At 71.2% G+C, this 24,143-nt stretch carries 23 protein-coding genes; all 23 read right to left on the bottom strand.

Going from position 1 to position 24,143, the window contains the following annotated elements; translation table 11 throughout:
- Positions 1–1,454 (bottom strand): HAMP domain-containing protein (locus HNR76_RS12795; protein ID WP_183982278.1); only part of this gene is annotated, 1,454 nt, incomplete at its 3' end.
- 275 nt (positions 1,455–1,729) lie between these two features.
- On the bottom strand, positions 1,730–3,715 hold the full coding sequence (locus HNR76_RS12790) for a chemotaxis protein CheA (RefSeq protein WP_162311689.1): 1,986 nt from the start codon (positions 3,713–3,715) through the stop codon (positions 1,730–1,732).
- A 43-nt stretch (positions 3,716–3,758) separates the two neighbouring features.
- A complete protein-coding gene (locus tag HNR76_RS12785; RefSeq protein ID WP_162311688.1) occupies positions 3,759–4,124 on the bottom strand; it encodes a response regulator in 366 nt (121 codons plus the stop codon).
- A complete protein-coding gene (locus HNR76_RS12780; RefSeq protein ID WP_162311687.1) occupies positions 4,121–4,429 on the bottom strand; it encodes an STAS domain-containing protein in 309 nt (102 codons plus the stop codon). The genes HNR76_RS12785 and HNR76_RS12780 overlap by 4 nt, the downstream gene beginning before the upstream one ends.
- Positions 4,430–4,495: 66 nt before the next feature.
- A complete protein-coding gene (locus HNR76_RS15765; protein ID WP_183982276.1) occupies positions 4,496–5,311 on the bottom strand; it encodes a chemotaxis protein CheW in 816 nt (271 codons plus the stop codon).
- Positions 5,308–6,093, bottom strand: coding sequence for a ParA family protein (locus HNR76_RS12770; RefSeq protein WP_162311685.1), 786 nt, complete (start codon positions 6,091–6,093; stop codon positions 5,308–5,310). Before HNR76_RS12770 ends, HNR76_RS15765 begins: the two co-directional genes overlap by 4 nt.
- Before the next feature lie 15 nt (positions 6,094–6,108).
- A complete protein-coding gene (motD, locus tag HNR76_RS12765) occupies positions 6,109–7,065 on the bottom strand; it encodes a flagellar motor protein MotD (protein WP_162311684.1) in 957 nt (318 codons plus the stop codon).
- Between the two features lie 12 nt (positions 7,066–7,077).
- Complete coding sequence (locus HNR76_RS12760) at positions 7,078–7,818, bottom strand: flagellar motor protein (RefSeq protein ID WP_162311683.1); 741 nt, start codon at positions 7,816–7,818, stop codon at positions 7,078–7,080.
- Positions 7,819–8,372: 554 nt separating this feature from the next.
- Positions 8,373–10,262 carry a chemotaxis protein CheA gene (locus HNR76_RS12755; protein ID WP_162311682.1) on the bottom strand — a complete coding sequence of 630 codons (1,890 nt, stop codon included), beginning with the start codon at positions 10,260–10,262 and terminating at the stop codon, positions 8,373–8,375.
- Between the two features lie 3 nt (positions 10,263–10,265).
- The gene (locus tag HNR76_RS12750; RefSeq protein ID WP_162311681.1) at positions 10,266–10,874 is read right to left on the bottom strand and encodes a protein phosphatase CheZ; all 609 of its coding nucleotides are present in this window, start codon (positions 10,872–10,874) and stop codon (positions 10,266–10,268) included.
- Positions 10,871–11,263 (bottom strand): chemotaxis response regulator CheY, encoded by a 393-nt coding sequence (cheY, locus tag HNR76_RS12745; RefSeq protein ID WP_162311680.1) that lies wholly within the window; start codon positions 11,261–11,263, stop codon positions 10,871–10,873. Before cheY ends, HNR76_RS12750 begins: the two co-directional genes overlap by 4 nt.
- Positions 11,264–11,340: 77 nt before the next feature.
- Positions 11,341–12,087, bottom strand: coding sequence for an RNA polymerase sigma factor FliA (locus HNR76_RS12740; protein ID WP_162311679.1), 747 nt, complete (start codon positions 12,085–12,087; stop codon positions 11,341–11,343).
- Positions 12,084–12,941 carry a P-loop NTPase gene (locus HNR76_RS12735; RefSeq protein ID WP_183982284.1) on the bottom strand — a complete coding sequence of 286 codons (858 nt, stop codon included), beginning with the start codon at positions 12,939–12,941 and terminating at the stop codon, positions 12,084–12,086. The genes HNR76_RS12740 and HNR76_RS12735 overlap by 4 nt, the downstream gene beginning before the upstream one ends.
- 16 nt (positions 12,942–12,957) lie before the next feature.
- Positions 12,958–14,382: a flagellar biosynthesis GTPase FlhF gene (gene flhF, locus HNR76_RS12730; protein WP_162311677.1), complete on the bottom strand. Its 1,425-nt coding sequence runs from the start codon at positions 14,380–14,382 to the stop codon at positions 12,958–12,960.
- Positions 14,383–14,548: 166 nt separating this feature from the next.
- Positions 14,549–16,636: a flagellar biosynthesis protein FlhA gene (gene flhA / locus HNR76_RS12725; protein WP_162311676.1), complete on the bottom strand. Its 2,088-nt coding sequence runs from the start codon at positions 16,634–16,636 to the stop codon at positions 14,549–14,551.
- Positions 16,633–17,781 (bottom strand): flagellar biosynthesis protein FlhB, encoded by a 1,149-nt coding sequence (gene flhB / locus HNR76_RS12720; RefSeq protein ID WP_162311675.1) that lies wholly within the window; start codon positions 17,779–17,781, stop codon positions 16,633–16,635. The genes flhA and flhB overlap by 4 nt, the downstream gene beginning before the upstream one ends.
- A 285-nt stretch (positions 17,782–18,066) precedes the next feature.
- Positions 18,067–20,313 (bottom strand): EAL domain-containing protein, encoded by a 2,247-nt coding sequence (locus HNR76_RS15620; RefSeq protein ID WP_162311674.1) that lies wholly within the window; start codon positions 20,311–20,313, stop codon positions 18,067–18,069.
- Positions 20,314–20,511: 198 nt separating this feature from the next.
- Positions 20,512–21,306 (bottom strand): flagellar biosynthetic protein FliR, encoded by a 795-nt coding sequence (gene fliR / locus HNR76_RS12710; protein ID WP_162311673.1) that lies wholly within the window; start codon positions 21,304–21,306, stop codon positions 20,512–20,514.
- A 16-nt stretch (positions 21,307–21,322) separates the two neighbouring features.
- On the bottom strand, positions 21,323–21,592 hold the full coding sequence (locus HNR76_RS12705; protein ID WP_162311672.1) for a flagellar biosynthetic protein FliQ: 270 nt from the start codon (positions 21,590–21,592) through the stop codon (positions 21,323–21,325).
- A 1-nt stretch (position 21,593) separates the two neighbouring features.
- On the bottom strand, positions 21,594–22,370 hold the full coding sequence (gene fliP, locus HNR76_RS12700) for a flagellar type III secretion system pore protein FliP (protein ID WP_162311671.1): 777 nt from the start codon (positions 22,368–22,370) through the stop codon (positions 21,594–21,596).
- A 3-nt stretch (positions 22,371–22,373) separates the two neighbouring features.
- The gene (fliO, locus tag HNR76_RS12695) at positions 22,374–22,793 is read right to left on the bottom strand and encodes a flagellar biosynthetic protein FliO (RefSeq protein WP_162311670.1); all 420 of its coding nucleotides are present in this window, start codon (positions 22,791–22,793) and stop codon (positions 22,374–22,376) included.
- Positions 22,790–23,128 (bottom strand): flagellar motor switch protein FliN, encoded by a 339-nt coding sequence (gene fliN, locus HNR76_RS12690; RefSeq protein ID WP_162311669.1) that lies wholly within the window; start codon positions 23,126–23,128, stop codon positions 22,790–22,792. Before fliN ends, fliO begins: the two co-directional genes overlap by 4 nt.
- Complete coding sequence (gene fliM, locus HNR76_RS12685; protein WP_162311668.1) at positions 23,125–24,141, bottom strand: flagellar motor switch protein FliM; 1,017 nt, start codon at positions 24,139–24,141, stop codon at positions 23,125–23,127. The genes fliN and fliM overlap by 4 nt, the downstream gene beginning before the upstream one ends.
- Positions 24,142–24,143: the final 2 nt, after the last annotated feature.

The following is a 24,143-nucleotide window of genomic DNA, read 5'->3' as shown; positions in this document are numbered from 1 at the left end:
TCCTCCAGGTTGGCGGCCTGCTGCTCGGTGCGGCGTGACAGGTCGTTGTTGCCGGAGGCGATCTCCACCGAGGCGGTGTTGATGGCGGTGGAGGCGCCCTGGATGCGCGAGACGATGGAGGTGAGCTGGGCGACGGTGGCGTTGGCGTCGTCGCGCATGCGGGCGAACACGCCGTGGAAGTCGCCCTCCATGCGCACCGTCAGGTCGCCGGTGGCGATGGCGCCCAGCAGGGCGGACAACTGCGACAGGTTGCGGTCGCTGGTGGCCATCATCGCGTTCAGGCCCTGGACCATGCTGTGAAAATCGTTCTGGTAGCGGCCCTCGTCGCCGCGCTGGGTGAAGTCGCCCTCGGCGGCGGCCCGGGCCAGCCGCTTGATCTCGGCGTTGATGGCCGACAGGTTGTGCTTGCACATGTCCATGGCCTCGGTGATCGCCGCCTTCTCGCCGGGCAGCCGGTCCATGTCCATGGACAGGTCGCCCACGGCGTAATGGCGCATCACCTCGACCGTGCGCATCTTGACCGCGATGTGCTGGGCCACCAGCGCGTTGACCTCGCCCACCATGGTCCCGAATTCGCCCGGGAAGCTGCCCTCGTCCATGCGGAAGCTGATCTGGCCCTCGTCGTGGCGCTGGGCCATCTCGCGCTGGGCGGCCATCACCGCCTGCAGTTGCTCCTGCATCCGGCGCATGGACTGGAGCAGTTGCCCGGCCTCGTCGCGGCTGTGCATGGCGATGACGTTGTCGAGCCTGCCGCGGGCGATGTCGCCGGCCACGCGGGTGGCCTTGCGCAGCGGGCGCGAGATGGCGCGCGCGATCTGCCAGCCCAGCAGGGCCGACAGCAGCGCCAGCGCGCCCATGCCGCTCCACAGGGCGGCGCGGGTGCGGCGATAGGCGCTCTCGGCCGCCTGCACCTGCCGGTTCAGGCCCTGTGCGTTGAATTCGATCAGTTCCTTCAGCGCGGCGGCGAAGTCGCGGCGCAGCGCCCGCGAAGGCCCGCTGGACACTGCCTCGGCGGCCACGAAGTCGTCCGCGGCGATGGCGGCGGCGATGTCCTCGTGCGAGGCGAAGTAGCCGGTGCGGGCAGCCTTGACCCGCGCGTAGATCGCCAGCTCGTCGGTGCTGGACCGGGCCCCGATCGCGTTGTACGCCGCCTCCGCCGCCTCGATCTGCGCGCGGGTGTCGGCGATGCGCTCGTTGTAGTCGGCGATTTCCTCGGGCAGGCCCTGCTTGCCCTGCTGCGCCAGCTCGTAGGTGCGGTATTCGTTGAGCAGGGACAGCATCTGGCCCAGTTCGACCACGGCCGGCATCCAGTTGGCGCTGGTTTCGCGGATCTGCTGGTTGGCCTCGCCCAGACGGAGCAGGGCGAACAGACCCAGCGCCACGGTCATGAGGGTGGTGGCCGCGAAGGCCAGCGCGAGCTTGCGCGTGATCGGGAGGTTCTGGAACCAGTTCATCGCTGCGTCCTCGGGAAAAAGGCCAGCGGCCACGAGGGCGGAAAAACCACCGACGGGTCGCATCCGTGCAAAGGGTATTAGCGGCATCGCCCGCGCAGACTTGACGAACCGGATGGGCCGTGGATATGCGGGAGGGCGTGGCGGTTGGCGCCTGCGCGCGTCCGGGCCATGCCATGGAGGCGCGGCGGGCCGCGGCATCGCCGGATGCGCCCGCCCGCAGGGATGCGGGAAACCCTTGTGCCGGGGCGTGCCCGGACCTTTCTGTCGTGGGCGGCTCAGGCGGCCTGCGGCAAGCTCTGCTGGCGCAGGCGCACCAGCCCGCCGACGTCGACGATCAGCGCCACCCGGCCGTCGCCGAGGATGGTCGCGCCGGAGATGCCCGGCACCCGCCGGTAGTTCTTCTCCAGGTTCTTGACCACCACCTGCTGCTGGCCGACCAGTTCCTCCACTTCCAGCGCCAGCTTCTGGCCGTCGCCCTCGACCACCACCACCAGCGACTCGCGGCTGTCGCCGTGGTAGCCGTAGTGCCCGGACAGCGACAGCATCGGCAGGTACTCGCCGCGCACGCGCAGCACCCGGCCTTCGCCGGCGACGGTGCGGATCTCCTCGGGCTGCGGCTGCAGCGCCTCGAGCACGTGGGTCAGCGGCAGGATCAGGATCTCGCCGCCGGTGGACACGACCATGCCGTCGAGGATGGCCAGGGTCAGCGGCAGCCGGATCACCACCCGGGTGCCGTGCCCATGGCGGCTTTCCAGTTGCACCTCGCCGCCCAGGGCCTGGATGTTCTTGCGCACCACGTCCATGCCCACGCCGCGGCCGGACAGGTCGGTCACCTGGTCGGCGGTGGAGAAGCCGGCCTGGAAGATGAGGTCCCACACCTGGGCGTCGGTGGGGTTTTCCGGCACCGACAGGCCGCGCTCGATGGCCTTGGCCAGGATCCGGTCGCGGTTGAGGCCACGGCCGTCGTCGGCGACCTCGATGACGATGTGCCCGCCCTGGTGCGAGGCCGCCAGGGTGATGGTGCCGGTCTCGTTCTTGCCGGCGGCGCGGCGCTCCTCGGGCATCTCCAGGCCGTGGTCGATGGAGTTGCGGACCAGGTGCACCAGCGGATCGGCGATCTTCTCGATCAGGCCCTTGTCCAGCTCGGTGCCTTCGCCGACGGTGCGCAGCGCGACGTGCTTGCCCAGGCGCGTGGACAGGTCGCGGACCAGGCGCGGGAAGCGGCGAAACACCGCGTCCACCGGCAGCATGCGCACCCCGATCACCGCTTCCTGCAGGTCGCGGGTGTTGCGCTCCAGCAGTTCGAGGCCGGCGAACAGGCGCTCGGAGGTGGCCGGGTCCATGCCGCCGCTGACCTGCTTGAGCATGGCCTGGGTGATGACCAGCTCGCCCACCAGGTTGATCAGCGCATCGACCTTGTCGACGCTGACGCGGATCGAGCTCTCGGCCTCGGCATGGGTGCCGGCCGGGACCGCACTGACCGGCGCGCCGGCCGAGGGGGTGCCGGGCGCGGGGAGGCCGGCCGGCGCCGCGACCGCATCGGCGGCCTCGGCCACAGGGGCCGCCTGCGGCTGGATGTCCAGCTCGCAATCGTCCACCACCCAGGCGAACACGTCGTCGATGGCGCTGCGCGGCACCTTGCCGCGCAGGCCCAGGTCCCAGGCGATGCAGGCTTCCAGCGGGTCGAGCTGGGCGAAGGCGGGCAGGCGCTCCAGGTTGGCGTCCACGTCCAGCGGCCCCAGGTGTTCGAGTTCGCGCAGGATGCGCAGGGGGTCGTTGCCGCTCATGAACAGCGAGGGCGAGGGGGTGAAGGCGATCTTCCAGCCTTCCGGCTCGGCTTCCACGGCCTGCTCCGGCGCGGCGGCCTCGGCGCTGCCGTCCAGTTCGCCTTCCAACCGGGCGTGCACCGCCGCCACCGCGGCCGGGTCGGCGGGCTTGCCGTGCTCGGCCTCGGCCAGCAGCGCGCGCAGCACGTCCACCGAGCCGAGCATGGCGTCCACCGCGCTGGCGGCCAGGGCGCGCTTGCCGGAGCGGATCTCGTCCAGCAGCGTCTCCAGCACGTGGGTCAGCGAGGCCATCTTCTCGAAGCCGAAGGTGGCGGCGCCGCCCTTGATCGAGTGCGCGGCGCGGAACACGGAGTTGACCACTTCCGGGTCCAGGCTGCCGCCTTCCAGCGCCAGCAGCCCGGCTTCCATCGCGTCCAGGCCCTCGCGGCTCTCCTCGAAGTAGGTGGCGTGGAAGCGTTGCAGGTCCATGCTCATGGCGACGCGGCTCGTGACGGTGGGATGGAACGGTGTACGTGGGTCAGCCGAGGACCTTCTGGACCGTGGCGACCAGTTGCTCGGGGTTGAACGGCTTGACCAGCCAGCCGGTGGCGCCGGCGGCCTTGCCCTCCGCCTTCTTGTCGGCCGCCGACTCGGTGGTCAGCATCAGCAACGGGGTGAACTTGTAGTCGGGCAGGCCGCGCAATGCCCGGATCAGCGAGATGCCGTCCATGTTGGGCATGTTCACGTCGGTGACCACCGCGTTGAAACGCTGGCCCTGGGCACGCCCCAGCGCGATCTGGCCGTCCTCGGCTTCCTCCACGGCGAACCCGGCGGAAGTCAGGGCGAAAGAGACCATCTGGCGCATAGAGGCCGAATCGTCCACCACCAGAATGCGTGCGCTCATGCGGCGTTCTCCACAGTTTGTTTCATGTCTTGGTCGGCGCCCGTGAGCCCGAGCTGGCCGGCCAGTCCCAGCAGGCGCGCCGCGTCGCGCAGGGCGTCGCTGCAGCCGGCCAGCGTGGTGCTGCGGCCCAGTTCGCCGCGGCTGCGGAAGAAGGCGCACAGGACCTGCATCGCGGCGGTGTGCACACGCCGCACCGCGGTGCCGTCCAGCGCCAGTTCCGGCTCTTCCAGATGCGCCGCCAAGCGTTCCTTGAGCTCGGCGCTGGCCTCGATGCCGAGGTCTTCGCCAAGGGGCACGGTGTTCATCGCATCTCCGCCCGCTGAGATCGGGATTTGAGGTTCGATTGGATAGCGGCCGTCGGCCATGGACCTTTAACCGAGGCCGTGGCCGCCGCTGGGCGGGACCAGCAGGCAGGATGCGTCCAGCAGGATCATCGGCTCGGCCGACTGCCGGGCGATGCCGCGGAACAGCGCATCGTGGAGGCGGCCGACGCGGGCGTTGTCCGGCGTCTCGATCTGCGGGTCGGTCAGGTTGACCACGTCCTCCACCGCCGACACGCGCAGGCCCAGGGTCTCGCCGTTCTCCTCCAGCACCACGATGCGGGTGGCCGGCGTGGTCGGCTGCGAAGCCTGGCCCAGGTGCACGCCCAGGTCCATCACCGGCACCACCTGGCCGCGCAGGTTCATCACCCCGAGCATGGCCGGCGGGGTGCCGCGCAGCGGCAGCAGCGGCGTGGGCAGCACCACCTCCTGCACCTTCAGCAGTTCCAGTCCGTAGGTCTGGGTGGCGCAGCGCAGGCGCAGCCAGCGCGAGCTGTGGTCGGCGGCGCGGCGGTACGGCTGGGGCGGGGCATCGTCGTCGGCCGGACGGGCCGCAGGGGGCCTGGCCGGTGCAGCCGAAGGGCCGGGGGCGGCGGCGCGGCGTGCCGCCGCCAGGGCGGGAGCCTGCGCGGGAGCCGGCGGCGGCGCCGGAGTTGGGACTGGATCCTGCACCGAAGCGGCAATGGCGGCCGGCGCGGCAGCCGTGGAGGTCGGGACCGGCGATACCGGCGCCGGCGGCGCGGCGGCCGGCACCGATGTCGGCGAGGCGGAGGCGGCAGGCGTGGCCTGGGCGGCCGGCACCGGCTCGGCGGCACCCGGCGCGAGCAGACCGTCCAGGTAGTCGTCCAGCGCGGCCACCGCGTTCATGCCGCACGCTCCAGCGGTTCCTGGTCCTCGCCCACGATCCACTCCAGCGCACGGCGGTAGGCGGACAGGGCGCGGCCCGGGTAGCCCCCTTCCTCGCCCGCCGGCTGCACCAGCAGCTCGGCGTTGCACAGGCGGGTATCGACCGGGATCGCATCCTCCCAGACGCGCTCGCCGTGCTCGTCCTGCATCTTCTTCAGCGCTTCCTGGCCGGCGCGGGTGCGGCGGTCGTAGAGGGTGGGCAGGACCGAGACCGGCAGCGGACGGTTGCGCGAGCGCTCGACCATCTCCGCGGTGCGGCGCATGCCGGCCAGGCCATGCAGGGCCAGCGGCTCGGCCTGGGTCGGGATGACCACCCGGTCGGCCGCCGCTAGCGCGTTGATCATCAGCAGGCCCAGGGTGGGCGGGCAGTCGAGCAGGACGTAGTCGTGCTGGCCGTCGTGGCGGGCCAGGGCCTGCGACAGGGCCAGGCCCAGGCCCGGCTGGTTGGCACTGCGGCGCTCCAGGGTGGCCAGGGCGGTCTGCGCGCAGACGTAGGACAGGTTGTCGATGGCGCTGGCGCGGGCCAGCGCCTCCAGCGTCCGTGGCGGGGCCGAGAACAGGTCCAGCACGCCTTCCGGCGGCGGCTCGGCGGGAACGCCGAAGGCGCGGGTCAGCGAGGCGTGCGGATCCAGATCGAGCAGCAGGACGCGGTGGCCACGCAGCGCCAGCCCGCGGCCCAGGGCCAGGGAAGTGGTGGTCTTGCCCACGCCGCCTTTCTGGTTGGCGATCGCCCACACGCGCATCGGTTGGATCCTCCTTCAGGGATTGGCGTTGGCCGGTCCGCTGGCGCCGCCTCCGGCGGCGGCGACCGGTGCGCCCTGTACCGATATCGGCGCCGAAGCCACGGGCTTGACCGCCTGTGCGGACGGCCCGGCATCGTCGGGGTTGGCCAGCACGATCAGCACCACCCGGCGGTTGCGGTTGCGGCCTTCCTCGGACAGGTTGTCCGCGCGCGGCCGGTATTCACCGTAGCCGACCATGGCCAGGCGCTGCGGGACCACGCCCTGGGCCGCGAACAGGTGTACCACGCTGGCCGCGCGCGCGGCCGACAGTTCCCAGTTGGAGGGGAACTGCGGCGTATTGATCGGCATGTTGTCGGTATAGCCCTCCACCCGCACCGGGTTGGGCGCATCGTGCAGCACCTCGGCCAGCTTGGACAGCACGCCGCGGGCGGACAGGTCCAGCGCCGCCGAGCCGGTGCCGAACAGGATGTCGCTGTTGATCTCCACCTCCAGCCACAGCTCGGAGCGCTTGACCGTGATCAGCCGGGCGTCGATCAGCGGCGCCAGCGCATCCTCCATCCGCGCGGCGATGTTGCCGAGCTGGCGCTGGGCGCGCTGTACCGCCGCGCGGTCGGTCACGTCCATCGGCTGGCCGGTGCGCATGTGCGAGGCCAGCGCCGGCAGCAGGGTGGGATTGGGCGCGGGCGAGGGCGCCGAGGGGCCTTGCTTGGCCCCGGACTTGATTGGCGAGGGCCGGTCGTAGTCCGCGCCCTGCAACTGGTGGTTGCCCACCTGCACCGGGTTGATCGTGCGCGGGGCGCCGCCGAAGGCGGCGGTGAGCGCGTCGGCCATCACCCGGTACTTGCCTTCGTTGAGCGTGGAGATCGCGTACATGACCACGAAGAACGCCAGCAGCAGCGTCATCAGGTCGGCGTACGGGATCGCCCAGGCCTCGTGGTTGAGGTGCTCTTCGTGCGATCGCCGGCGTGCCATCGGGTCCGGGCCTCAGTGCAGGAAGCCGGCCAGCTTCGATTCGATGTTGCGCGGGTTCTCGCCCTGGGCGATGGCGATGAGGCCCTCGATGATCATCTCGCGCTCGCCGGTGCGCCGCGCGATCACGCTCTTGAGCTTGGCCGCGATGGGCAGGAAGAACAGGTTGGCCGAGGCGATGCCGTAGATGGTGGCGGTGAACGCGGCGGCGATGCCGTGGCCCAGCTTGCTGGGGTCGGCCAGGTTCTTCATCACCGCGATCAGGCCGAACACCGCGCCGATGATGCCCAGGGTGGGCGCGTAGATGCCCATGCCCTCGAACACCTTGGCCGCGGCCAGGTCGTGGTGTTCCTGGCTGCCCAGGTCGATTTCCAGCATGTGCCGGATCTGTTCCGGCTCCACGCCGTCCACCAGCATCTGCAGGCCCTTGCGCAGGAACGGGTCGGCCTGTTCGGCCACCTGCTGCTCCAGGCCCAGCAGGCCCTGGCGGCGGGCGATGTTGCTCCACTCCACGATCTGCGCCATCAGCGCCGCGCGGTCGGCCGCCGGCGGGCGCAGGATCCAGCCGACGATGCCGAACGCGCGCCGGAACACCGGCGGCGGGGTATGCACGAGGATCGCCGCGATCGTGCCCAGGATCACGATCACGAACGCGGCCGAGGACCACAGCGAACCGAGGCCGGCACCCTTGAGGATGCTGCCGCCGACCAGTGCAATCACTGCCAGCAGCAGACCGACGAGGCTGAGGATGTCCATGTGGGCGGTATCGGCGCGGGGGATGGGGACTTGAGCTGGGTATCCGGCGGTACCGAAGCGCGGCGGCGGCGCCTGCCGGCCACGAAGGGTGACAAGGGTCGCATTTCCGGCTCTTGCGCGGGCCGCCGGTTTGTCTTGCCGGAGAGTGCGCGCAATTCGGAGATGTGCCACTGACGTGGCGGAGAACTGGCTTGCCCCTGGCGCCCGCCCGGGCCGAATCGTCTCGCCACAGCACCGCTTCGCCGCCGGCGACATCGGGTTGGACCCTGCGGCCATCGAGAGCCAGTCGCTGCCCGTCGTGGGGCCACGTGCCGCAGCCTATTTGCGCGCACTCATGGCCGTGGCGGGAAAGTGGGAGGCGCCGCTGTCCAAGGTCGTCGGCGACTGCGGTATGCCCGCCTGTTCTTCGGCGACCCGGCCACGGCGCCATGCTGCGTGGAGGAGTGGACCTTCTCCCGTACGTCCGGCCGATGGGAGCGCATCCCGGTGTATTCGCGCTCGCACTGAGCGCGTCCGTCCCGATGGCGCCACCGGGACGTTATCGGGAAAGCGGGTCAGCCGCTGGCCCGCAGACCGTCCACGTCCAGGATCAGCGCCAGCCGCCCATCGCCGATGAGGGTGGCGCCGGCATAGCCGGGCAGGCCACGCAGGGCGCGGGGCAGGGGCTTGATCACCACTTCCTCGCGGCCGCGCACCTGGTCCACGATCAGGCCGAAGCGCGAGTCGCCCATCTGCAGCACGACCACGGTCAGCAGGTGCGCGTCCTCGGATTCGAGGTTGAGCCAGCGGCGCAGGTCCAGCAGCGGCAGGGTGTGCGACTGGCGGTCCAGCACCGGGCGGCCGTCGAACCAGCCCAGCGATGCGGGCGCGGCGTGCAGCACCTCCAGCACGCGCGCCAGCGGCAGGGCGTAGACGGCCTCGCCGGCCTGCACCAGCAGGGTGGGCAGGATAGCCAGGGTCAGCGGCACGCGGATCAGGAAGCGGGTGCCGCGGCCGAGTTCGGACTGGATCTGGATCTGCCCGCCCAGTTCGCGGATGCGCGACTGCACCACGTCCATGCCCACGCCGCGGCCGGAGATGTCGGTGACCTGGGCCTTGGTGGAGAAGCCGGGCAGGAACACCAGGTGCAGGCATTCCTCCACCCCCAGGCGGGCGGCGGCCTCGGGGTCCAGCAGGCCCTTCTCGCGGGCCTTGGCGCGCAGGCGCTCGGGGTCGATGCCGGCACCGTCGTCCTGCACCTCGATGCCGACGTAGTCGCCCTCCTGTTGCGCGGCCAGGCGCAGGCGGCCGCTGCGCGGCTTGCCGGCGGCCTCGCGCACGTGCGGCGGCTCGATGCCGTGGTCGATGCCGTTGCGCACCAGGTGCACCAGCGGGTCGGCCAGGGCCTCGACCAGGTTGCGGTCCAGCTCGGTATCCGCGCCGACCATCTCCAGTTCCACCTCCTTTTGCAGGGAGCGGGCCACGTCGCGGGCGACCTTGGGGAAGCGCGAGAACACCTTGCCCACCGGCTGCATGCGGGTACGCATCACCGCCGATTGCAGGCGCGCGGTGGCCACGTCCAGGTTGCCGACGGCCCGGTCCAGTTCCTCGTCCTTCAGGCGCGCGCGCAGGGTCTTGAGCCGGTTGCGGGCCAGCACCATCTCGCCGATCAGGTTGACGATGGCGTCCAGGCGGCGGGTGTCCACGCGCACGGTGTGCTCGGCCTCGCCGGCCGGGTTGATGCGGGGCGGCGGCGAGGCCGGCCGGGCCGGTGCCGGGCGCGCGGGTGCGCGGGGCGGGGCGGTCGCGGCGGCGGTCCCGGCCACCGCCGGCAGCGGGTTGGCCCCGGGCGCGGCGGCGCCGTGCAACTGGTCGAGCAGGGCCTCGAACTCGTCGTCGTCGATCATCGCCGGCGGCGGCTTGGACTGCGTGCCCGGGCGCGGGTGCGCGGCGGTCGCGCCCGGCGCGGCGCCGCCATGCAACTGGTCGAGCAGGGCCTCGAACTCGTCGTCGTCGATCATGTCCGAGGCCGGCGCGGCGGCGGCCGATGCGGATACCGGCGGTGCGCCGGGCACGCATTCGGCGGCCGCGTCCAGGCTGAACTGGGCGATCAGCTCCGGTGGCGCGTGCTCGGGGTCGGCGCCCGCGCCGATGGCGTCGAGCATGGCCTGCAGCCAGTCCAGCGAACGCTGGGCGGCGTCGAAATGCAGCGGGTCCAGTTGCGCCTCGCCGGCGCGGACCGCGCCGAGGGTCTCCTCGGCGGCATGGCACAGCTCGACCATCGGTTGAATGCCGAGGAAGCCCGCGCCGCCCTTGAGGGTGTGGAATCCGCGGAACACCGCGTTGAGCTGGTCGCGGTCGTCCGGCGACTGCTCCAGCCCGACCAACTGCTCGCCGAGGCGGTCCAGGATCTCCTGTGCCTCGATGATGAAGTCGGCCGCGATGTCCGGCGTCACCCCGCTCATGGCCTACAGCCCCAGGTCCGAGAGCAGTGCGTCGGCGTCGTTCTGGGAGACGGCGTGGCGGTCCAGGCCGGCCACGGCCGGGCCGGCGAGCTTGGCCTCGCCCGGCTCCTCCTTGGGCGGCAGGCCCAGCGCGCCGAAGCCTTCGTGCACGCGGCGGACGATGCCGGCGACGCGGCGGATGATCTGGCCGGTGAGGTCCTGGTAGCTCTGCGCCAGGGCCATGTCCGAAAGCTGGCCGCGGACCTGCGCCAGCAGCGCCTGCTGTTCCGGCGCCAGCGCGGTGGCCTGCAGTTGCTCGACCAGGGTGCGGCAGGATTCGGTGAGGTCCAGCGTGCGATGGCTGGCCTTCTCGGTCATCGCCACCACGTGGTCCAGGCGCGCGCAGGCGTCGTTCAGGTCGCCGGCGGCGGTGACCGGCAGCTCGCCCAGGGCCTGGCTCAGTTCGCGCGCCAGCCGCCCCAGTCCCTGTACCAGCGGGCGGGTGCGGGCGGCGGCCAGGACGTCGATCTTGCGGCGCAGGGCGGTCTCGTCGCCGCGCTCCAGCGCGTCCAGGGCATCGCGCAGGCGCTCGACCAGGGTTTCGCGGTCGGTGGTGTCGGTGCGTCCGTTCATGCGGTGGCCGCCAGGCGCTCGAAGATCTTGCCGAGCTTTTCCTCCAGGGTCTGCGCGGTGAAGGGCTTGATGATGTAGCCGTTCACTCCCGACTGCGCGGCCTCGATGATCTGCTCGCGCTTGGCCTCGGCGGTGACCATCAGCACCGGCAGGGTCTTGAGCTTGTCGTCGGCGCGGATGGTGCGCAGCAGCTCGATGCCGGTCATGCCCGGCATGTTCCAGTCGGTGATCACGAAGTCGAACGGCGCGGCGCGCAGCGCCGCCAGCGCGGTGTGGCCGTCGTCGGCCTCGGCGGTGTTGCTGTAGCCAAGATCGTTGAGCAGGTTCTTGACGATGCGGCGCATCGTCGAGAAGTCGTCCACGATCAGGATGCGCATGTTCTTGTTCACTTCGTGCTCCGTTCTTCTTCAGGCGCGCCGTTTCGTGGGCGCGGTACCGCAGTATGCCGCCGGGCGGCGGTATCGGGTCAGCCGTCGCCCAGCCCGGCATCGCGCGATTCGTACTGGGACAGCCGGCCGCGCAGGCGCAGCACGGCCTGGCCGTGGATCTGGCACACCCGCGACTCGCTGACGCCGAGCACCGCGCCGATCTCCTTCAGGTTCAGTTCCTGCTCGTAGTACAGCGACAGCACCAGTTGCTCGCGCTCGGGCAACTGGCCGATGGCGCCGGCCAGCTCGCGGCCGAAGTCGCTGCGCTCCAGGGTCTGCTGAGGGGTCGGGCCGCCGCCGTGGGCCTGCACGTCGCCGTGGTCCTCCACGTGCGAGTCCAGGCTCAGCACCTGGCCGCGCGAGGCGTCCTCCAGCAGGCGCAGGTAGTCGGGCAGGGGCATGTCCAGGCGCGCGGCCACTTCCTGCGGGGTGGCCGCGCGGCCGGCGGCCTGCTCGATCTCGCGCACCGCCGCGGCGGCGTCGCGGGCGCGGCGGTGGACCGAGCGCGGCACCCAGTCGCCGCGGCGGATCTCGTCGATCATCGAGCCGCGGATGCGGATCGAGGCATAGGTCTCGAACGAGGCGCCCTGCTCGGGGTCGTAGCTGCGCGAGGCCTCGATCAGGCCGATCATGCCGGCCTGGATCAGGTCGTCGATCTCCACGCTGGCCGGCAGCCGCGCGGCCAGGTGGTGGGCGATGCGCCGGACCAGGTCGGAATGGCGCACGACGCAGTCGTTGGCGCCGGCGCGTTGGACGGCACGGTATTCGGCGGCGGCGAGGCTCATGCGACCGCCCCTTGCCGGATCATCCGGTCGACGAAGAACTCGATGTTGCCGCGCGGGGCGACCGGCGGCTCCCAGCGCGCGGCGCGGCGGGCGATCTCGGCGATGGCGCGGGCCGAGGCGCTGGCCGGGTAGGCGGTGGCCACCGCCTGCTGGCGCTGCACGGCCATGCGCAGCCAGTCGCAGTGCGGGATCGCGCCGAGGAAGTTGAGCGAGACGTCGCCCAGGAAGCGCTCGCACACGCGCGCCAGCTTGTCGTACAGGGCGCGGCCCTCGGCCGGGTTGCGCACCATGTTGGCCACCACCTGCACCCGGTCCACGCCGCGCTCGCGGGCCAGCACCTTGATCAGGGCGTAGGCGTCGGTGATGGAGGCCGGCTCGTCGCAGACCACCACCACGGCGTCCTGCGCGGCCTGGCAGAAGGTGAGCACGCTGTCGGTGATGCCGGCGGCGGTGTCCACGATCAGGATGTCCAGTTGCCGCTGCAGGTCGTTGAACACGTTGACCAGGCCCACGTGCTGGGCCGGCTGCAGCTCGGCCATGTGCCGGCGGCCGGAGGCGGCGGGCACCACCAGCATGCCGGCCGGGCCTTCCAGGATCAGCTCGTCCAGCTCGCAGCGGCCGGACACCAGGTCGGCCAGGGTGTGCTGCGGGGACAGGCCCAGCAGCACGTCCACGTTGGCCAGGCCCAGGTCGGCGTCCAGCAGCAGGGTGCGCTTGCCCAGCAGGGCCAGCGAGGCGGCCAGGTTGACCGACAGGTTGGTCTTGCCCACGCCGCCCTTGCCGCCGGTGACGGCGATGCTGCGCACGGGCACGAGTGGGACCTGGCTGGCGATCGGGGCGTTGGCGGCGGGCATGTTCAGTGGGCGGGGCTCAGGCGACGGCATGGTCGTGCTCCGGGATGTTCGGCTTATCGGCAGCGCGGCGCAGATCTTCAAGGTGCAGGACCAGGCTGGCCGCATTGGCGCGGTGCAGGTCCTCCGGAACCCGCTGGCCGTCCGTGATCCAGGTGAGGGGCAACTGGTGGTCGACCACCACGGACAGGGCGCTGCCCAGGCGGCCGGTCTCGTCCAGCTTGGTCAGGACCACGCCCTGCGGCCGGGCCGGGCCGAAGCGGCGCACGACCTCGTCCAGGTCGGCGTAGTGGGAGTTGGCCGGCAGCACCAGCAGGGTGCTGACGTTGCGCGCGGCGCGCAGCCAGTTGAGCTGGCTGGCAAGGGCGCGGTCGCGCTGGCCCAGGCCGGCGGTGTCCACCAGCACCAGGCGGTAGTCCTCCAGCTTCTGCAGCAACTGGATCAGGGCCGCGTCGCTGTCGGCCTCGTGCACCGCGATGCCGAGCTGGCGGCCGTAGCCGTGCAGTTGCTCGCGGCCGCCGATGCGGGCGGTGTCGGTGGTGACCAGGGCGATGTCACGCGGGCCGTGCTGGGCCACGAAGCGGGCGGCCAGCTTGGCGATGGTGGTGGTCTTGCCGGCGCCGGTGGGGCCGACCAGGGCGATCACGCCGCCCTGTTCGAGCGGGTCCAGCGGGCATACCGGCAGTTGCCGGGAGATCAGCCCCAGCATCAGGCCGCGGCCGCGGTGCTCCGGGGTGTCCGGCGGCAATTGCAGGACGATGTCGCGGGTGATGCCGGCGTCGAAGCCGTAGTCCTCCATCAGTTCCATGGCCTGCAGCCGGATCGGCGAGCCGCGCAGGCGCTCGTCGGTCAGGCGGTGCATCTCGCGCTCGATCATCTGCCGCATCTGCGCCAGTTCCTCGCGCATGGCGACCAGTTGCGCGTCGTTGGCGGGGGCCGGCGGCGAGGGCACGGCGGCCAGCGCCGGCGTCGCCTCCTCGGCGCGGACGGCCTGTGCGGCGGGAAGGGAAGCGATACCGGCTCCAGGCGCAGGCGTGGCGGAGGCGGCCTGTGCGGGAGCGGGAGCGTCGTGCGCGTCATCGTGCCGGGCGACGGCCGCGGCCTGCGCGGTCGGGGTGGACAGGGCGGCGGCCATGGCCGCGGCGAAATCGGGCGTCATCCGCACAGGCGCGGGCGCTTGCGGCGGGGCCACGGGCTCGGGCGGCGGTGGCAGGCCGGCCAGGAACGGGTTCGGGCGCGCGGCGGCGGCCTGGGCCTCGGCGGTGCGCTGGGCTTCGAGGAGGGCGCGCTGCACGGCGTTCTCGTCGTAGTTGCTGGCGGCCACGATCTCCACGCCTTCCTCGGTGCGGCGGTTGGAGAGGATCACCGCGTCCGGCCCGTGTTCGGCACGGACCATCCGCAGTGCGGTGCGCATGTCGGGGGCGACGAAACGTTTGATCTTCATGGCTGGGAACCGGCAATGGGGAATCGGGGGTGGAGAAGGCAGGCAGGCGCGCCGTGGCTTCGCTTCGGTGTTCTGGCCGCCTTGCGGGCGTTGGTTTCGGTCATCGTCTTTCTCCTTGCCCGAGGAACCGCTCGCGCGGCGCCTCATTCCCCGTTTCCCGGGACGATCAACTGATCGTGCCCACCAGCTTCAGCCGCTTGTCCTCCGGCACCTCGGTATAGGCCAGCACCGACAGCGACGGGACGCTGTGGCGGACCAGCCGGGCCAGCGAGGCGCGGACCGTGGCCGGGACCAGCACCACCGCCGGCTCGCCGCGGGCTTCCTGCCGCCCGGCGCAATCGGCCAGGCTTTGCTGCAAGCGCTCGGCCAGGCCCGGCTCCAGTGCCGCACCGTTGCCTTGCGCAGAGTCCTGCAAGACCCGTTCCAGCGGCGCGGCCAGAGTGAACACCGGCAGTTCCGGCGCATTGCCGGCGATCTCCTGGACGATGAAGCGGCCCAGGTTGTTGCGCACCGCGGCGGTGAGCACGACCGGGTCCTGGCTCTGCGCACCGTGCTCGACCAGGGTTTCCACGATCTTGCGCAACTGGCGCACCGGGATGCGTTCGACGAGCAGGTTCTGCAGCACCCGCACCACCACCGGCAGGGCCAGGGTCTTGGGGGTGAGGTCCTCGACCAGCTTGGGCGCGCTCTTGGCCAGGGTGGCCAGCAGTTGCTGCGCCTCCTCGTGGCCGAGCAGTTCCGGGCAGTGCTCGCGCACCAGGTGCGAGAGGTGGGTGGCCATGACCGTGGCCGGATCGACCACGGTGTAGCCCAGCGACTCGGCCTGGGCGCGCTGGTGCGGCTGGATCCACACCGCGTCCAGGCCGAAGGCCGGGTCCTTGCCCTTGATGCCGTCGATCGCGCCCATCGCCCCGCCCGGGTCCAGCGCCAGCTCACGGTCCGGGTGCACCTCGGCGCTGGCCACCGGCACGCCGTGGACCAGCACCCGGTAGTGGGTGGCGGCCAGTTCCAGGTTGTCGCGGATGTGCACCGGCGGCACCAGGAAGCCGATCTCGTGGGTGAGCTTGCGCCGCACCGCCTTGATCCGGGCCATCAGTTCGCCGCCCTGGGCCTTGTCCACCAGCGGGATCAGCCGGTAGCCGACCTCCAGGCCCAGCGGGTCGACCGGGCGCAGTTCGTCCCAGTCCAGCTCGGCGCCGGCCTGGCCCGCCGCCGGCTGGCTGGCCGCGGCGGCCGATGCCGCGCCGTCGTCCGTTTCGCGCGGTGCGCGCTGCCACATCTTCCAGGCGATGAAGCCGAGGATTCCGCCCAGCGTCAAAAAGGCGACGTTGGGCATGCCCGGGACCAGGCCGACCGCGATCAGGATGCCGGCGGCCACCGCCAGCGCCTTGTGCTGGCCGAAGGCCTGGCCGAACATCGCCTCGCCCATGTCCTGGGCGCGCGAGGCGCGGGTGACCAGCATGGCCACCGCGGTGGACACCAGCAGCGCCGGAAGCTGCGCCACCAGGCCGTCGCCGATGGACAGCAGGGTGTAGGTGGACGCGGCGTCGGCCACCGCCATGCCGTGCTGGAGCACGCCCACGCCCAGGCCGCCGACCAGGTTGATGAGCATGATCAGGATGCCGGCGATGGCGTCGCCGCGGATGAACTTGCTGGCGCCGTCCATCGCGCCGTAGAAGTCGGCTTCCTCGCGGACCTCCTCGCGCCGGGCCTTGGCCTCCTCGCGGGTCAGCAGGCCGGCGTTGAGGTCGGCGTCGATGGCCATCTGCTTGCCGGGCATGGCATCGAGGATGAAGCGCGCGGTCACCTCGGAGATGCGCCCGGCGCCCTTGGTGATGACCACGAAGTTGATGATGGTGAGGATCGCGAAGACCACGATGCCCACCGCGTAGTTGCCGCCGACCACGAACTCGCCGAAGGCGGCGATGACCTTGCCGGCGGCCTCGTGGCCGTTCTGGCCGTTGAGCAGGATCACCCGGGTGGAGGCCACGTTCAGCGCCAGGCGCAGCATGGTGGTGGTCAGCAGGATGATCGGGAACACCGTGAAGTCCAGCGGGCGCTTCACGTAGACCACCGCCAGCAGGACCACCAGCGACACGGCGATGTTGAAGCTGAACAACGCGTCCAGCACCGGCGGCGCCAGCGGCACCACGATCATCGCCAGCAGCGCCATCACCACCAGCGGCGCGCCCAGCCCGTTGCGCGCCATTTCCACCAGGCGCCGGGACATCGGCGTGGAGGCCACCGCGCTCATCGGCCTTCACCCCGGCCGACATCGGGGAACTCGTCCATCGGCACCGGGCCCAGTTGCGGCAGGGCGGGCGCGACGCCGGCGCGCCAGGCGCGCAACTGGTACACGTAGGACAGGACCTGGGCGACGGCCGCGTACAGTCTCACGGGAATTTCCTTGCCGAGTTCGCCCTCCCGATACAAGGCCCGTGCCAGAGGCGGCGCGGACACCACCGCGACCCGGTGGCGCTCGCCCAACTCCCTGATCCTGAAGGCGACTTCGTCAACGCCCTTGGCCACCACCCTGGGCGCGCGCATGCTGCCGCCGTCGTACTTGAGCGCCACCGCGTAGTGGGTCGGGTTGACCACGATCACGTCGGCGGTGGGCACGGCCTCCATCATCCGCCGCTGCGACAACTGCATCTGCATCTGCCGGATCTTGCCCTTGACCTGCGGGTTGCCCTCCGACTCCTTCATCTCCTCGCGCACTTCCTGGCGGGTCATCTTCAGCTTCCGCTTCCAGTTCCACTTCTGGTACGGGGCGTCGATGGCGGCCAGCAGCAGCAGCGCCGCCGCGCCGGCCAGCAGCAGGCGGCTGGCGAAGTACAGCCCGGTCTGGGCGGCCTGTTCCACGCCCTGGTTGGGCATGGCCCGCAGCACGTCCATGCCGTGGACCAGGGTCAGGCCGGTGGCGGTGCCCAGGAGGGCCACGCGCAGCAGCGACTTGGCCAGCTCGGCCAGGCCCTCGGGGCCGTAGATGCGCTTGAGGCCCGACATCGGATTGAGCCGCTTGAGGTTGGGAACCAGCGACTTGGAGGCCACGTTGAGCCCGCCCATGATCAGCGGCGCGGCGAATGTGGCCAGCAGGCACACCGCCAGCACCGGCAGCATGACCACCATCAGCTTCAGCAGCAGCATGCCCATGTGCCCGAACAGCCGCTCGGGCGTCTCCAGCAGCAGCGGCTCGGGGCTGAGCGCGCCGCGCATCCAGCCTTGCGCGCCGCGGCCGAGCATCGGCCCCAGGACCATCAGCGCCATGACCCCGGCGCCGAACACCGCCGCGGTGGACAGCTCCCGCGAACGGGCGATGTTGCCGTCCTCCCGCGCCTTGTTCAGGCGCTTGGCGGTAGGTTGTTCGGTCTTTTCCTGGCCGTCTTCGTTCTCGGCCATGGCAGGCTCCTGTGCCCGGGGGACACAGGGGGTCCAAGCAAGTGCCGTTCCAGACGAGCGCGGGCCTTGCCGGAAGGGCGGGAAGCGCCGCTCGCCGGGGCATCGCCGCGGCGCGGGGCGAGGGCGGTCGGGGCCGGTTCGGTTCGCCGGCATGGCGGCCGCCGACCGAAGCCGGCTCCGGCAAGGGCCGGATACCTGCCCGCCTTCCGTAGGGGCCGGCTTCGGTCGGCGCCAGGCGCCGGAGCCTTGGACGACCGGCGTGCCCGCAGGGTGTCTGCCCGGCGCCTACGTGGCCGGAGCGCCCTGCGGCCTGGGAGGGGACTTGGGCACCGGCGCCAGGTCCGGGTCGTCCGGGTCGAACCCTTCCAGCGGGCGCGGCCGGCCGATGTGGTAGCCCTGGATCCAGTCCACCTGCAACTGGTCCAGTTCCGCCAGGATGTCGGCGTTTTCCACGTACTCGGCCACAGTCTCGGCCTGGTAGGCGCGGGCGATGGTGACCATGGCCCGGACCAGGTCGCGGTCGCGCGGGTTGCCGGCCACGTTGCGGATGAAGGCGCCGTCGATCTTGACCACGTGGATCGGCAGTTGCTGCAGGCGCTCGAAGCTCTGCATGCCGGTGCCGAAGTCGTCCAGCGCGATCAGGCAGCCGCGCTGGCTCAGCCCGTCCAGCAGCGGCCGCACCTGGCCCAGGCCGCCGGCGATGGCGCGCTCGGTGATCTCGAAGCACAGCTTCGAGGCGCAGCCGGGAAAGGTGTCCAACTGGTACAGCAGCCAGTTGCGGAACTGCTCGGAGACCAGGCTGCGCCCGGTCAGGTTCACCGCCAGGCGCTGGAACGGCAGGGTGTCGCCGCGCTTGCGCAGCCAGGCCAGCAGGGTCTCGACCACGGCCCGGTCCAGCTCGACCACGCCGCGGCTGGCCTCCAGTTCCTCCATGTAGTCGCGCGGCATCAGCAGGCTGCCGTCGTCCATGCGCAGGCGGCACAGGATCTCGCCCATCGGCGGGCCATCGCCGTCGATCCGGTGAATGGGCTGCACGTGCAGCTCGACCCGGCGCCGGCGCAGCAGCGACAGCGCCAGCGAATGGGTCTCCAGCACCGCCCGCAGCAGCGCCGGGTCGGTACGGCCGTGGGCGAACACCGGCGCGGTCTCGCCGCGCTGGCCGGCGTCCTTCATCGCGCCGTAGGCCGCGTGCAGGGCCAGTTCCAGCGCCTCCGGGCTGCCGTCGCGCAGCGGGCACACGCCCAGGTAGGGCTCGATCCGGACCTGGGCGTCGGCGTAGCGGAACTCGAACTGCTCGATCTGCGCCAGCAGCGACTGCCAGGACATCTTCTCGGCCTGCGGCACCAGCACGAAGCGGCCCATGCCCAGGGTGTAGGCCTGCACCCCCGGCCGCAGGTGTGCGTGCACCGCCGCGGTCAGGGCCTCCTGCGCCGGCAGCCCGAAGCCGGCCATCAGGTTGTCCAGGTGCTCGATGCTCAGGCAGGCGATCTCGGCCGGCGGCGACGGGCGCGCGGCCAGGTCGTGGCGCAGCGCGTTGATGTTGGGCACGCCGCTGAGGCTGTCGCGGCGGCCTTCCTCGGCCAGGCGCAGCACCGCGCGCCTGTTGTCGCGCGAGATCACCAGGATCAGCGCCATCAACTGCTGCAGCATGCTCATCTCGAAGCCGATCTGGATCAGGTGCAGCGCGTCGGTGCGCACCCCGGCCAGGGTGCCGATGCCCACCAGGTACACCAGCAGCAGGGTGACCGCGGCGATCAACGGCGTGGACCATCGCCAGGGCAGGCGCAGCACCGCCCAGATCATCAGCGCGGCGACCATGAAGCGCTGCTCGATCAGCCCGGCCAGCGGATGCGGGGCCTGGGCCGATCCGGCCCACAGCATCGCCGCCAGCAGCACGAAGTACCCGATCAGCAGCCACGCCTCCCAGCGCGGCATGCGGCTGGGCAGCGGTGCCGGCTCGTGGCGGCCGGTGGCGAACAGCATGATCGGCAGGGTCAGGCACAGCACGCCGAAGAAGCGCGAGAAGCCGACCCGCATGGCCTGGTCGATCTGGCCCGGCTGCCATCCGTCCAGCACCGTGTTCAGCAGCAGGTGCGAAAGCGCCCATCCCAGCGGGTACAGCACCAGGGCGACCGCGCCGAAGGGCACGATGTCGCGCTGGCGGATCCGCGCGCGCTGCAGCGGCTGCGGCCATCCCAGCCAGTGCGCGCACAGCAGCGTCCAGCCGTACATGGCCACGTACAGGGGCGCCAGGCGGAGCATGTACAACGCCGCATCCGGCAGCGGCAGCTTCATGGCCGCCTGCATGCACATGGAAGCGAACACCGCCGCGTAGCCGATGCGGTAGTAGGCGCGCTGCGGCAGGAGCATCGCCAGGGCCAGCATCACGCCCCAGTGCAGGTTCGCCAGCGGCGCGGCGCCGCCGCCTTCCTTGAAGGCGGGCCAGTAGCTGATGGGCCACTGCGGCAGGGCGAAGCAGACCAGCGCGATCAGCACCGCGTTGCGTGTGTCGCACCGGGTCCATGCGTGCATGACGCCCCCTGTCGCGTCATCGGAACTTTTCGCGTCCGCCACTATGCGTTCCCCGCAGGAAAATGAGAAGCGCCGCCCCGGTGGGGAAACGGATGGCGCATCGATCCGGAACCGAAAGAGGAACCCATCGTCAAAAAAGTCGGATGGTCATCACGCTATCGGCCGTGCGGCCACCGGCTTGACCGGCGTGGACCGGGCCTACGGGGCGAACACGCGCGCGCCGGCGCCGAAGGCATGCTCGAACATGCCCTGGATCGGCGAGGCCACCTCGGTGGCCAGCGCCGCCAGCAGGAACAGGCCCAGCAGCAGCGCCACCGGCAGGCCCAACTGGATGGGGTTGAGCGCCGGCGCCGCGCGCGCCAGCACGCCGAAGGCCAGGTTGGTGGCCAGCATGGCCACCATCACCGGCAGGGCCAGGGTCACGCCGCCGCGCAGGACCAGGCTGAACAGCTCCGGGACCACACCGAGCATGGCGGGGGCATCCGGCCACGCCGCGGCCAGCGGCAGTGCCTGGTAGCTGCGCACCAGCAGCGAGATCATCGCCAGGTGGCCGTCGGAAGCGAAGAACAGCAGGCCGAAGGCGATGTAGAACCACTGCGCGACCACGCCCGAACGGGTGCCGCGCAGCGGGTCGGTCATCTGCGCGAAGGCCAGGCCCATGCCCAGCGAGACCAGCTCGCCGGCCAGTGCGCCGGCCTCGAAGACCAGGCGCAGGGCGAACCCCATCGCCACGCCCAGCGCCAGTTCGCGGGCCACGCCCAGCACGGTGGCCGCGTCGATGCCCCCGGAGGCAGGGGGCGGAGGCAGCATCGGCGAAATCGCCAGGGCCAGCGCGCCGGCCAGCAGTACCCGGATCCGCATCGGCAGCGCGCGGGTGCCGATCAATGGCATGGCCATCAGCATCGCCCCGGTGCGCAGCATGGTCCACATCACCGTGCCGATCATCGCGAAGGCCTGCTGGCCATCGATCACCGTCGCGGTCGCCGCATCCATCCCGGTGCCGTCCGCTTCAGCCGATCAGGTGGGGGATGCGCTGGAACAGCGCGTTGGTGTAGTCGACCAGGTAGGCCAGCAGGAAGCTGCCGCCGGCGAACAGCGCGGTGGTCAGCGCCGCGGCCTTGGCCACGAAGGCGATGGTCGGCTCGTTGAGCTGGGTGGCGGCCTGGACGATGCCCACCACCACGCCCACCACCAGCACCGTCAGCAGCAGCGGCCCGCCCACCCACAGCGCCACTTCCAGGCCGCGGCGCAACTCGGTCAATGCAAGTTCGGGGGTCATGTCAGTTGAAACTCGCCGCCAGGGTGCCCACCGTCAGCACCCAGCCGTCCACCAGCACGAACAGCAGGATCTTGAAGGGGGCGGAGACCAGCATCGGGGAGAGCATCATCATGCCCATCGACATCAGCACGCTGGCCACCACGATGTCGATGATCACGAACGGGATGAAGATCAGGAAGCCGATCTCGAAGGCGGTCTTCAGCTCGGAGGTGACGAAGGAGGCCACCAGCACCGGGAACGGCACCGCGTCCGGGCCGGCGTAGGTGCCGTGGCCGGCCAGTCCGGCGAAGGTCATCAGGTCGGTGTCGCGCACCTGGGCGAGCATGAAGCCGCGCAGCGGCGCGGCGCCCAGGTCCCAGGCGGTGCGGAAGTCGATCTCGCCGTTGAGGTAGGGCGCCAGGCCGCTCTCCCAGGCCTTCTGCCACACCGGCATCATCACCAGCGCGGTCAGGAACAGGGCCAGGCCGACCAGGATCTGGTTGGAAGGCGTCTGCCCGGTGCCCAGCGCCTGGCGCAGCAGCGCCAGCACAATGATGATGCGGGTGAAGGCGGTCATCACCAGCAGCAGCGACGGCAGCAGGGTGATGGCCGTCATCAGCAGCAGGGTCTGCAGCGGCACGCTCACCGGCGCATCGCCGATGCGGCCGACGGTCACGTCCGGCAGCGCCGGCATCTGCGGGGCGCCGGCGGGCGCCGCCAGGGCCAGCAGCGGCGCGCAGGCCAGCAGCAGCACGGACAGCAGGAGCAACAGGCGGGAAAGGGAAGGGCGGCGCGGCATGGGTCAGGCGTCCTTGCGCAGCCGCTGCGACAGCAACTGGGCGAAGTTGGGCAGGTCCTTGAGATTCGGAAGCCTGGGCGGCTCGGCCGGCGGCAGCGGCTCGGGCAGGTCGTGCAGCAGGGAGATGCCGGCCGAGGTGACGCCCAGCAGCAATTGGCGGCCGCCCACCTCCACCACCACCAGGCGCTCCTTGGCGCCCAGCGGCAGGCTGCCGACCACGCGCAGCCCCTCGGCCGTGCGCAGGCCGCCGGGCAGGCGCCGCAGCAGCCAGGCCAGGCCCAGGATCAACCCCAGCACCAGCAGCAGCGCCAGGAACGCGCCGAACAGGCCGGGCGTGGCAGGCGCATGCGCGGCGGACTGCTGTGCCACCGGCCGGGCGGCGGTGGCGACGGACTGCGCGGCGGCGGCCAGCAGCGGGATCAACGCAGTCTCCGGATCCGCTCGCTGGGGCTGACCACGTCGGTCAGGCGCACGCCGAAGCGGTCGTTGATCACCACCACCTCGCCATGCGCGATCAGGGTGCCGTTGACGTACACGTCCAGCGGTTCGCCGGCGCCGCGCTCCAGCTCGATCACCGAGCCCTGGTTGAGCTGCAGCAGGTTGCGGATGGGCATGCGCGTGCGCCCGACCTCCAGCGACAGGGTCACCGGCACGTCGAGGATGACGTCCAGGTTGAGGTCGCGGATGTCGGCGTCGGCGTCCGATTGCAGGGCGTCGAACTGCGCCGGGCTGGCTTCGGATTCTTCGTTCGGGTTCATGTGGGCGTTTCCTCGGAAAGCGGAGGCCGCGGCGCGACGCTGCCGGGCGGTCGGGTCTGGACGATCTTCACCGCGTTGCGGCCGTTGGCTAGGCCGAATTCGCCGGTGAACACCGGGATGTCCTCCACGCAGATCGGGATGTGGCGCGGCAGCTCGATGGGCAGGATGTCGCCGACCTTGAGCCGGGTGAGGCCGCGCAGGTCGATGCGCTTCTGCGCCAGCACGCTGGACAGGTTCACCTCGGCCAGCATCAACTGCTCGCGCAGGGTGGCGTTCCAGCTTTCGTCGCGGTCGATGCGATCGCTCTGGATGCCGGCGTCGAGCAGCTCGCGGATCGGCTCGAGCATGGAGTAGGGCAGGGTCACGTGGATCTCGCCGCCGCCGCCTTCCAGCTCGACGTGGAAGCGGCTGACCACCACGTACTCGCGCGGGGTGACGATGTTGGCGAAGTGCGGGTTGATCTCCGAGTTGATGTACTCGAACTCCACGTCCATCACCGGCGCCCAGGCCTCGCTCAGGTCGGCGAAGGTCTGCTTGAGCAGCAACTGGATCACGCGCATCTCGGTAGGGGTGAACTCGCGGCCCTCGATGCGGGTGGGGTAGCGGCCGTCGCCGCCGAAGAAGTTGTCCACCACGGTGAACACCAGCTTGGGCTCGAACACGATCAGCCCGGTGCCGCGCAGCGGCTTGAACTTGACCAGGTTGAGGTTGGTCGGCACGTACAGCGAGTGCATGTAGTCGCCGAACTTGATCAGCTCGATGCCGCGCACCGACAGGTCGGCCGAGCGCCGGATCAGGTTGAACAGGCCGATCCGCCACAGCCGCACGAAACGCTCGTTGACCATCTCCAGGGTCGGCATCCGGCCGCGGATGATCCGGTCCTGGCTGGCGAAGTCGTAGGGGCGGGCCACGCCCGGGTCGACCGGCTCCGGCTCGGTGTTGACCGCGCCCGAATCCACGCCATGGAGGAGGGCGTCGATCTCGTCCTGGGAGAGCAGGTCGTTGATGGTCATGG

This window comes from Pseudoxanthomonas broegbernensis (assembly GCF_014202435.1).
Classification (GTDB): Bacteria; Pseudomonadota; Gammaproteobacteria; order Xanthomonadales; family Xanthomonadaceae; genus Pseudoxanthomonas; species Pseudoxanthomonas broegbernensis.
This window is presented reverse-complemented; position numbering and strand designations above follow the sequence as displayed.

Bases quoted from the DNA above. Each gene is read 5' to 3' on its own strand.
- HNR76_RS12790 (WP_162311689.1), bottom strand. From the start codon at position 3,715: ATGAGCATGGACCTGCAACGCTTCCACGCCACCTACTTCGAGGAGAGC.
- flhF (WP_162311677.1), bottom strand. From the start codon at position 14,382: ATGAAGATCAAACGTTTCGTCGCCCCCGACATGCGCACCGCACTGCGG.
- HNR76_RS12770 (WP_162311685.1), bottom strand. From the start codon at position 6,093: ATGCGCGTGTGGGCGATCGCCAACCAGAAAGGCGGCGTGGGCAAGACC.
- fliN (WP_162311669.1), bottom strand. From the start codon at position 23,128: ATGAACCCGAACGAAGAATCCGAAGCCAGCCCGGCGCAGTTCGACGCC.
- HNR76_RS12735 (WP_183982284.1), bottom strand. From the start codon at position 12,941: ATGCCCGCCGCCAACGCCCCGATCGCCAGCCAGGTCCCACTCGTGCCC.
- HNR76_RS12760 (WP_162311683.1), bottom strand. From the start codon at position 7,818: ATGGACATCCTCAGCCTCGTCGGTCTGCTGCTGGCAGTGATTGCACTG.
- motD (WP_162311684.1), bottom strand. From the start codon at position 7,065: ATGGCACGCCGGCGATCGCACGAAGAGCACCTCAACCACGAGGCCTGG.
- fliR (WP_162311673.1), bottom strand. From the start codon at position 21,306: ATGGATGCGGCGACCGCGACGGTGATCGATGGCCAGCAGGCCTTCGCG.
- HNR76_RS12740 (WP_162311679.1), bottom strand. From the start codon at position 12,087: ATGAGCCTCGCCGCCGCCGAATACCGTGCCGTCCAACGCGCCGGCGCC.
- flhA (WP_162311676.1), bottom strand. From the start codon at position 16,636: ATGAGCGCGGTGGCCTCCACGCCGATGTCCCGGCGCCTGGTGGAAATG.
- HNR76_RS15765 (WP_183982276.1), bottom strand. From the start codon at position 5,311: ATGAACGCGGTGGCCGCGCTGGACGACTACCTGGACGGTCTGCTCGCG.
- HNR76_RS12780 (WP_162311687.1), bottom strand. From the start codon at position 4,429: ATGAACACCGTGCCCCTTGGCGAAGACCTCGGCATCGAGGCCAGCGCC.
- HNR76_RS12705 (WP_162311672.1), bottom strand. From the start codon at position 21,592: ATGACCCCCGAACTTGCATTGACCGAGTTGCGCCGCGGCCTGGAAGTG.
- flhB (WP_162311675.1), bottom strand. From the start codon at position 17,781: ATGGCCGAGAACGAAGACGGCCAGGAAAAGACCGAACAACCTACCGCC.
- HNR76_RS15620 (WP_162311674.1), bottom strand. From the start codon at position 20,313: ATGCACGCATGGACCCGGTGCGACACACGCAACGCGGTGCTGATCGCG.
- fliM (WP_162311668.1), bottom strand. From the start codon at position 24,141: ATGACCATCAACGACCTGCTCTCCCAGGACGAGATCGACGCCCTCCTC.
- HNR76_RS12755 (WP_162311682.1), bottom strand. From the start codon at position 10,262: ATGAGCGGGGTGACGCCGGACATCGCGGCCGACTTCATCATCGAGGCA.
- HNR76_RS12750 (WP_162311681.1), bottom strand. From the start codon at position 10,874: ATGAACGGACGCACCGACACCACCGACCGCGAAACCCTGGTCGAGCGC.
- HNR76_RS12785 (WP_162311688.1), bottom strand. From the start codon at position 4,124: ATGAGCGCACGCATTCTGGTGGTGGACGATTCGGCCTCTATGCGCCAG.
- fliP (WP_162311671.1), bottom strand. From the start codon at position 22,370: ATGCCGCGCCGCCCTTCCCTTTCCCGCCTGTTGCTCCTGCTGTCCGTG.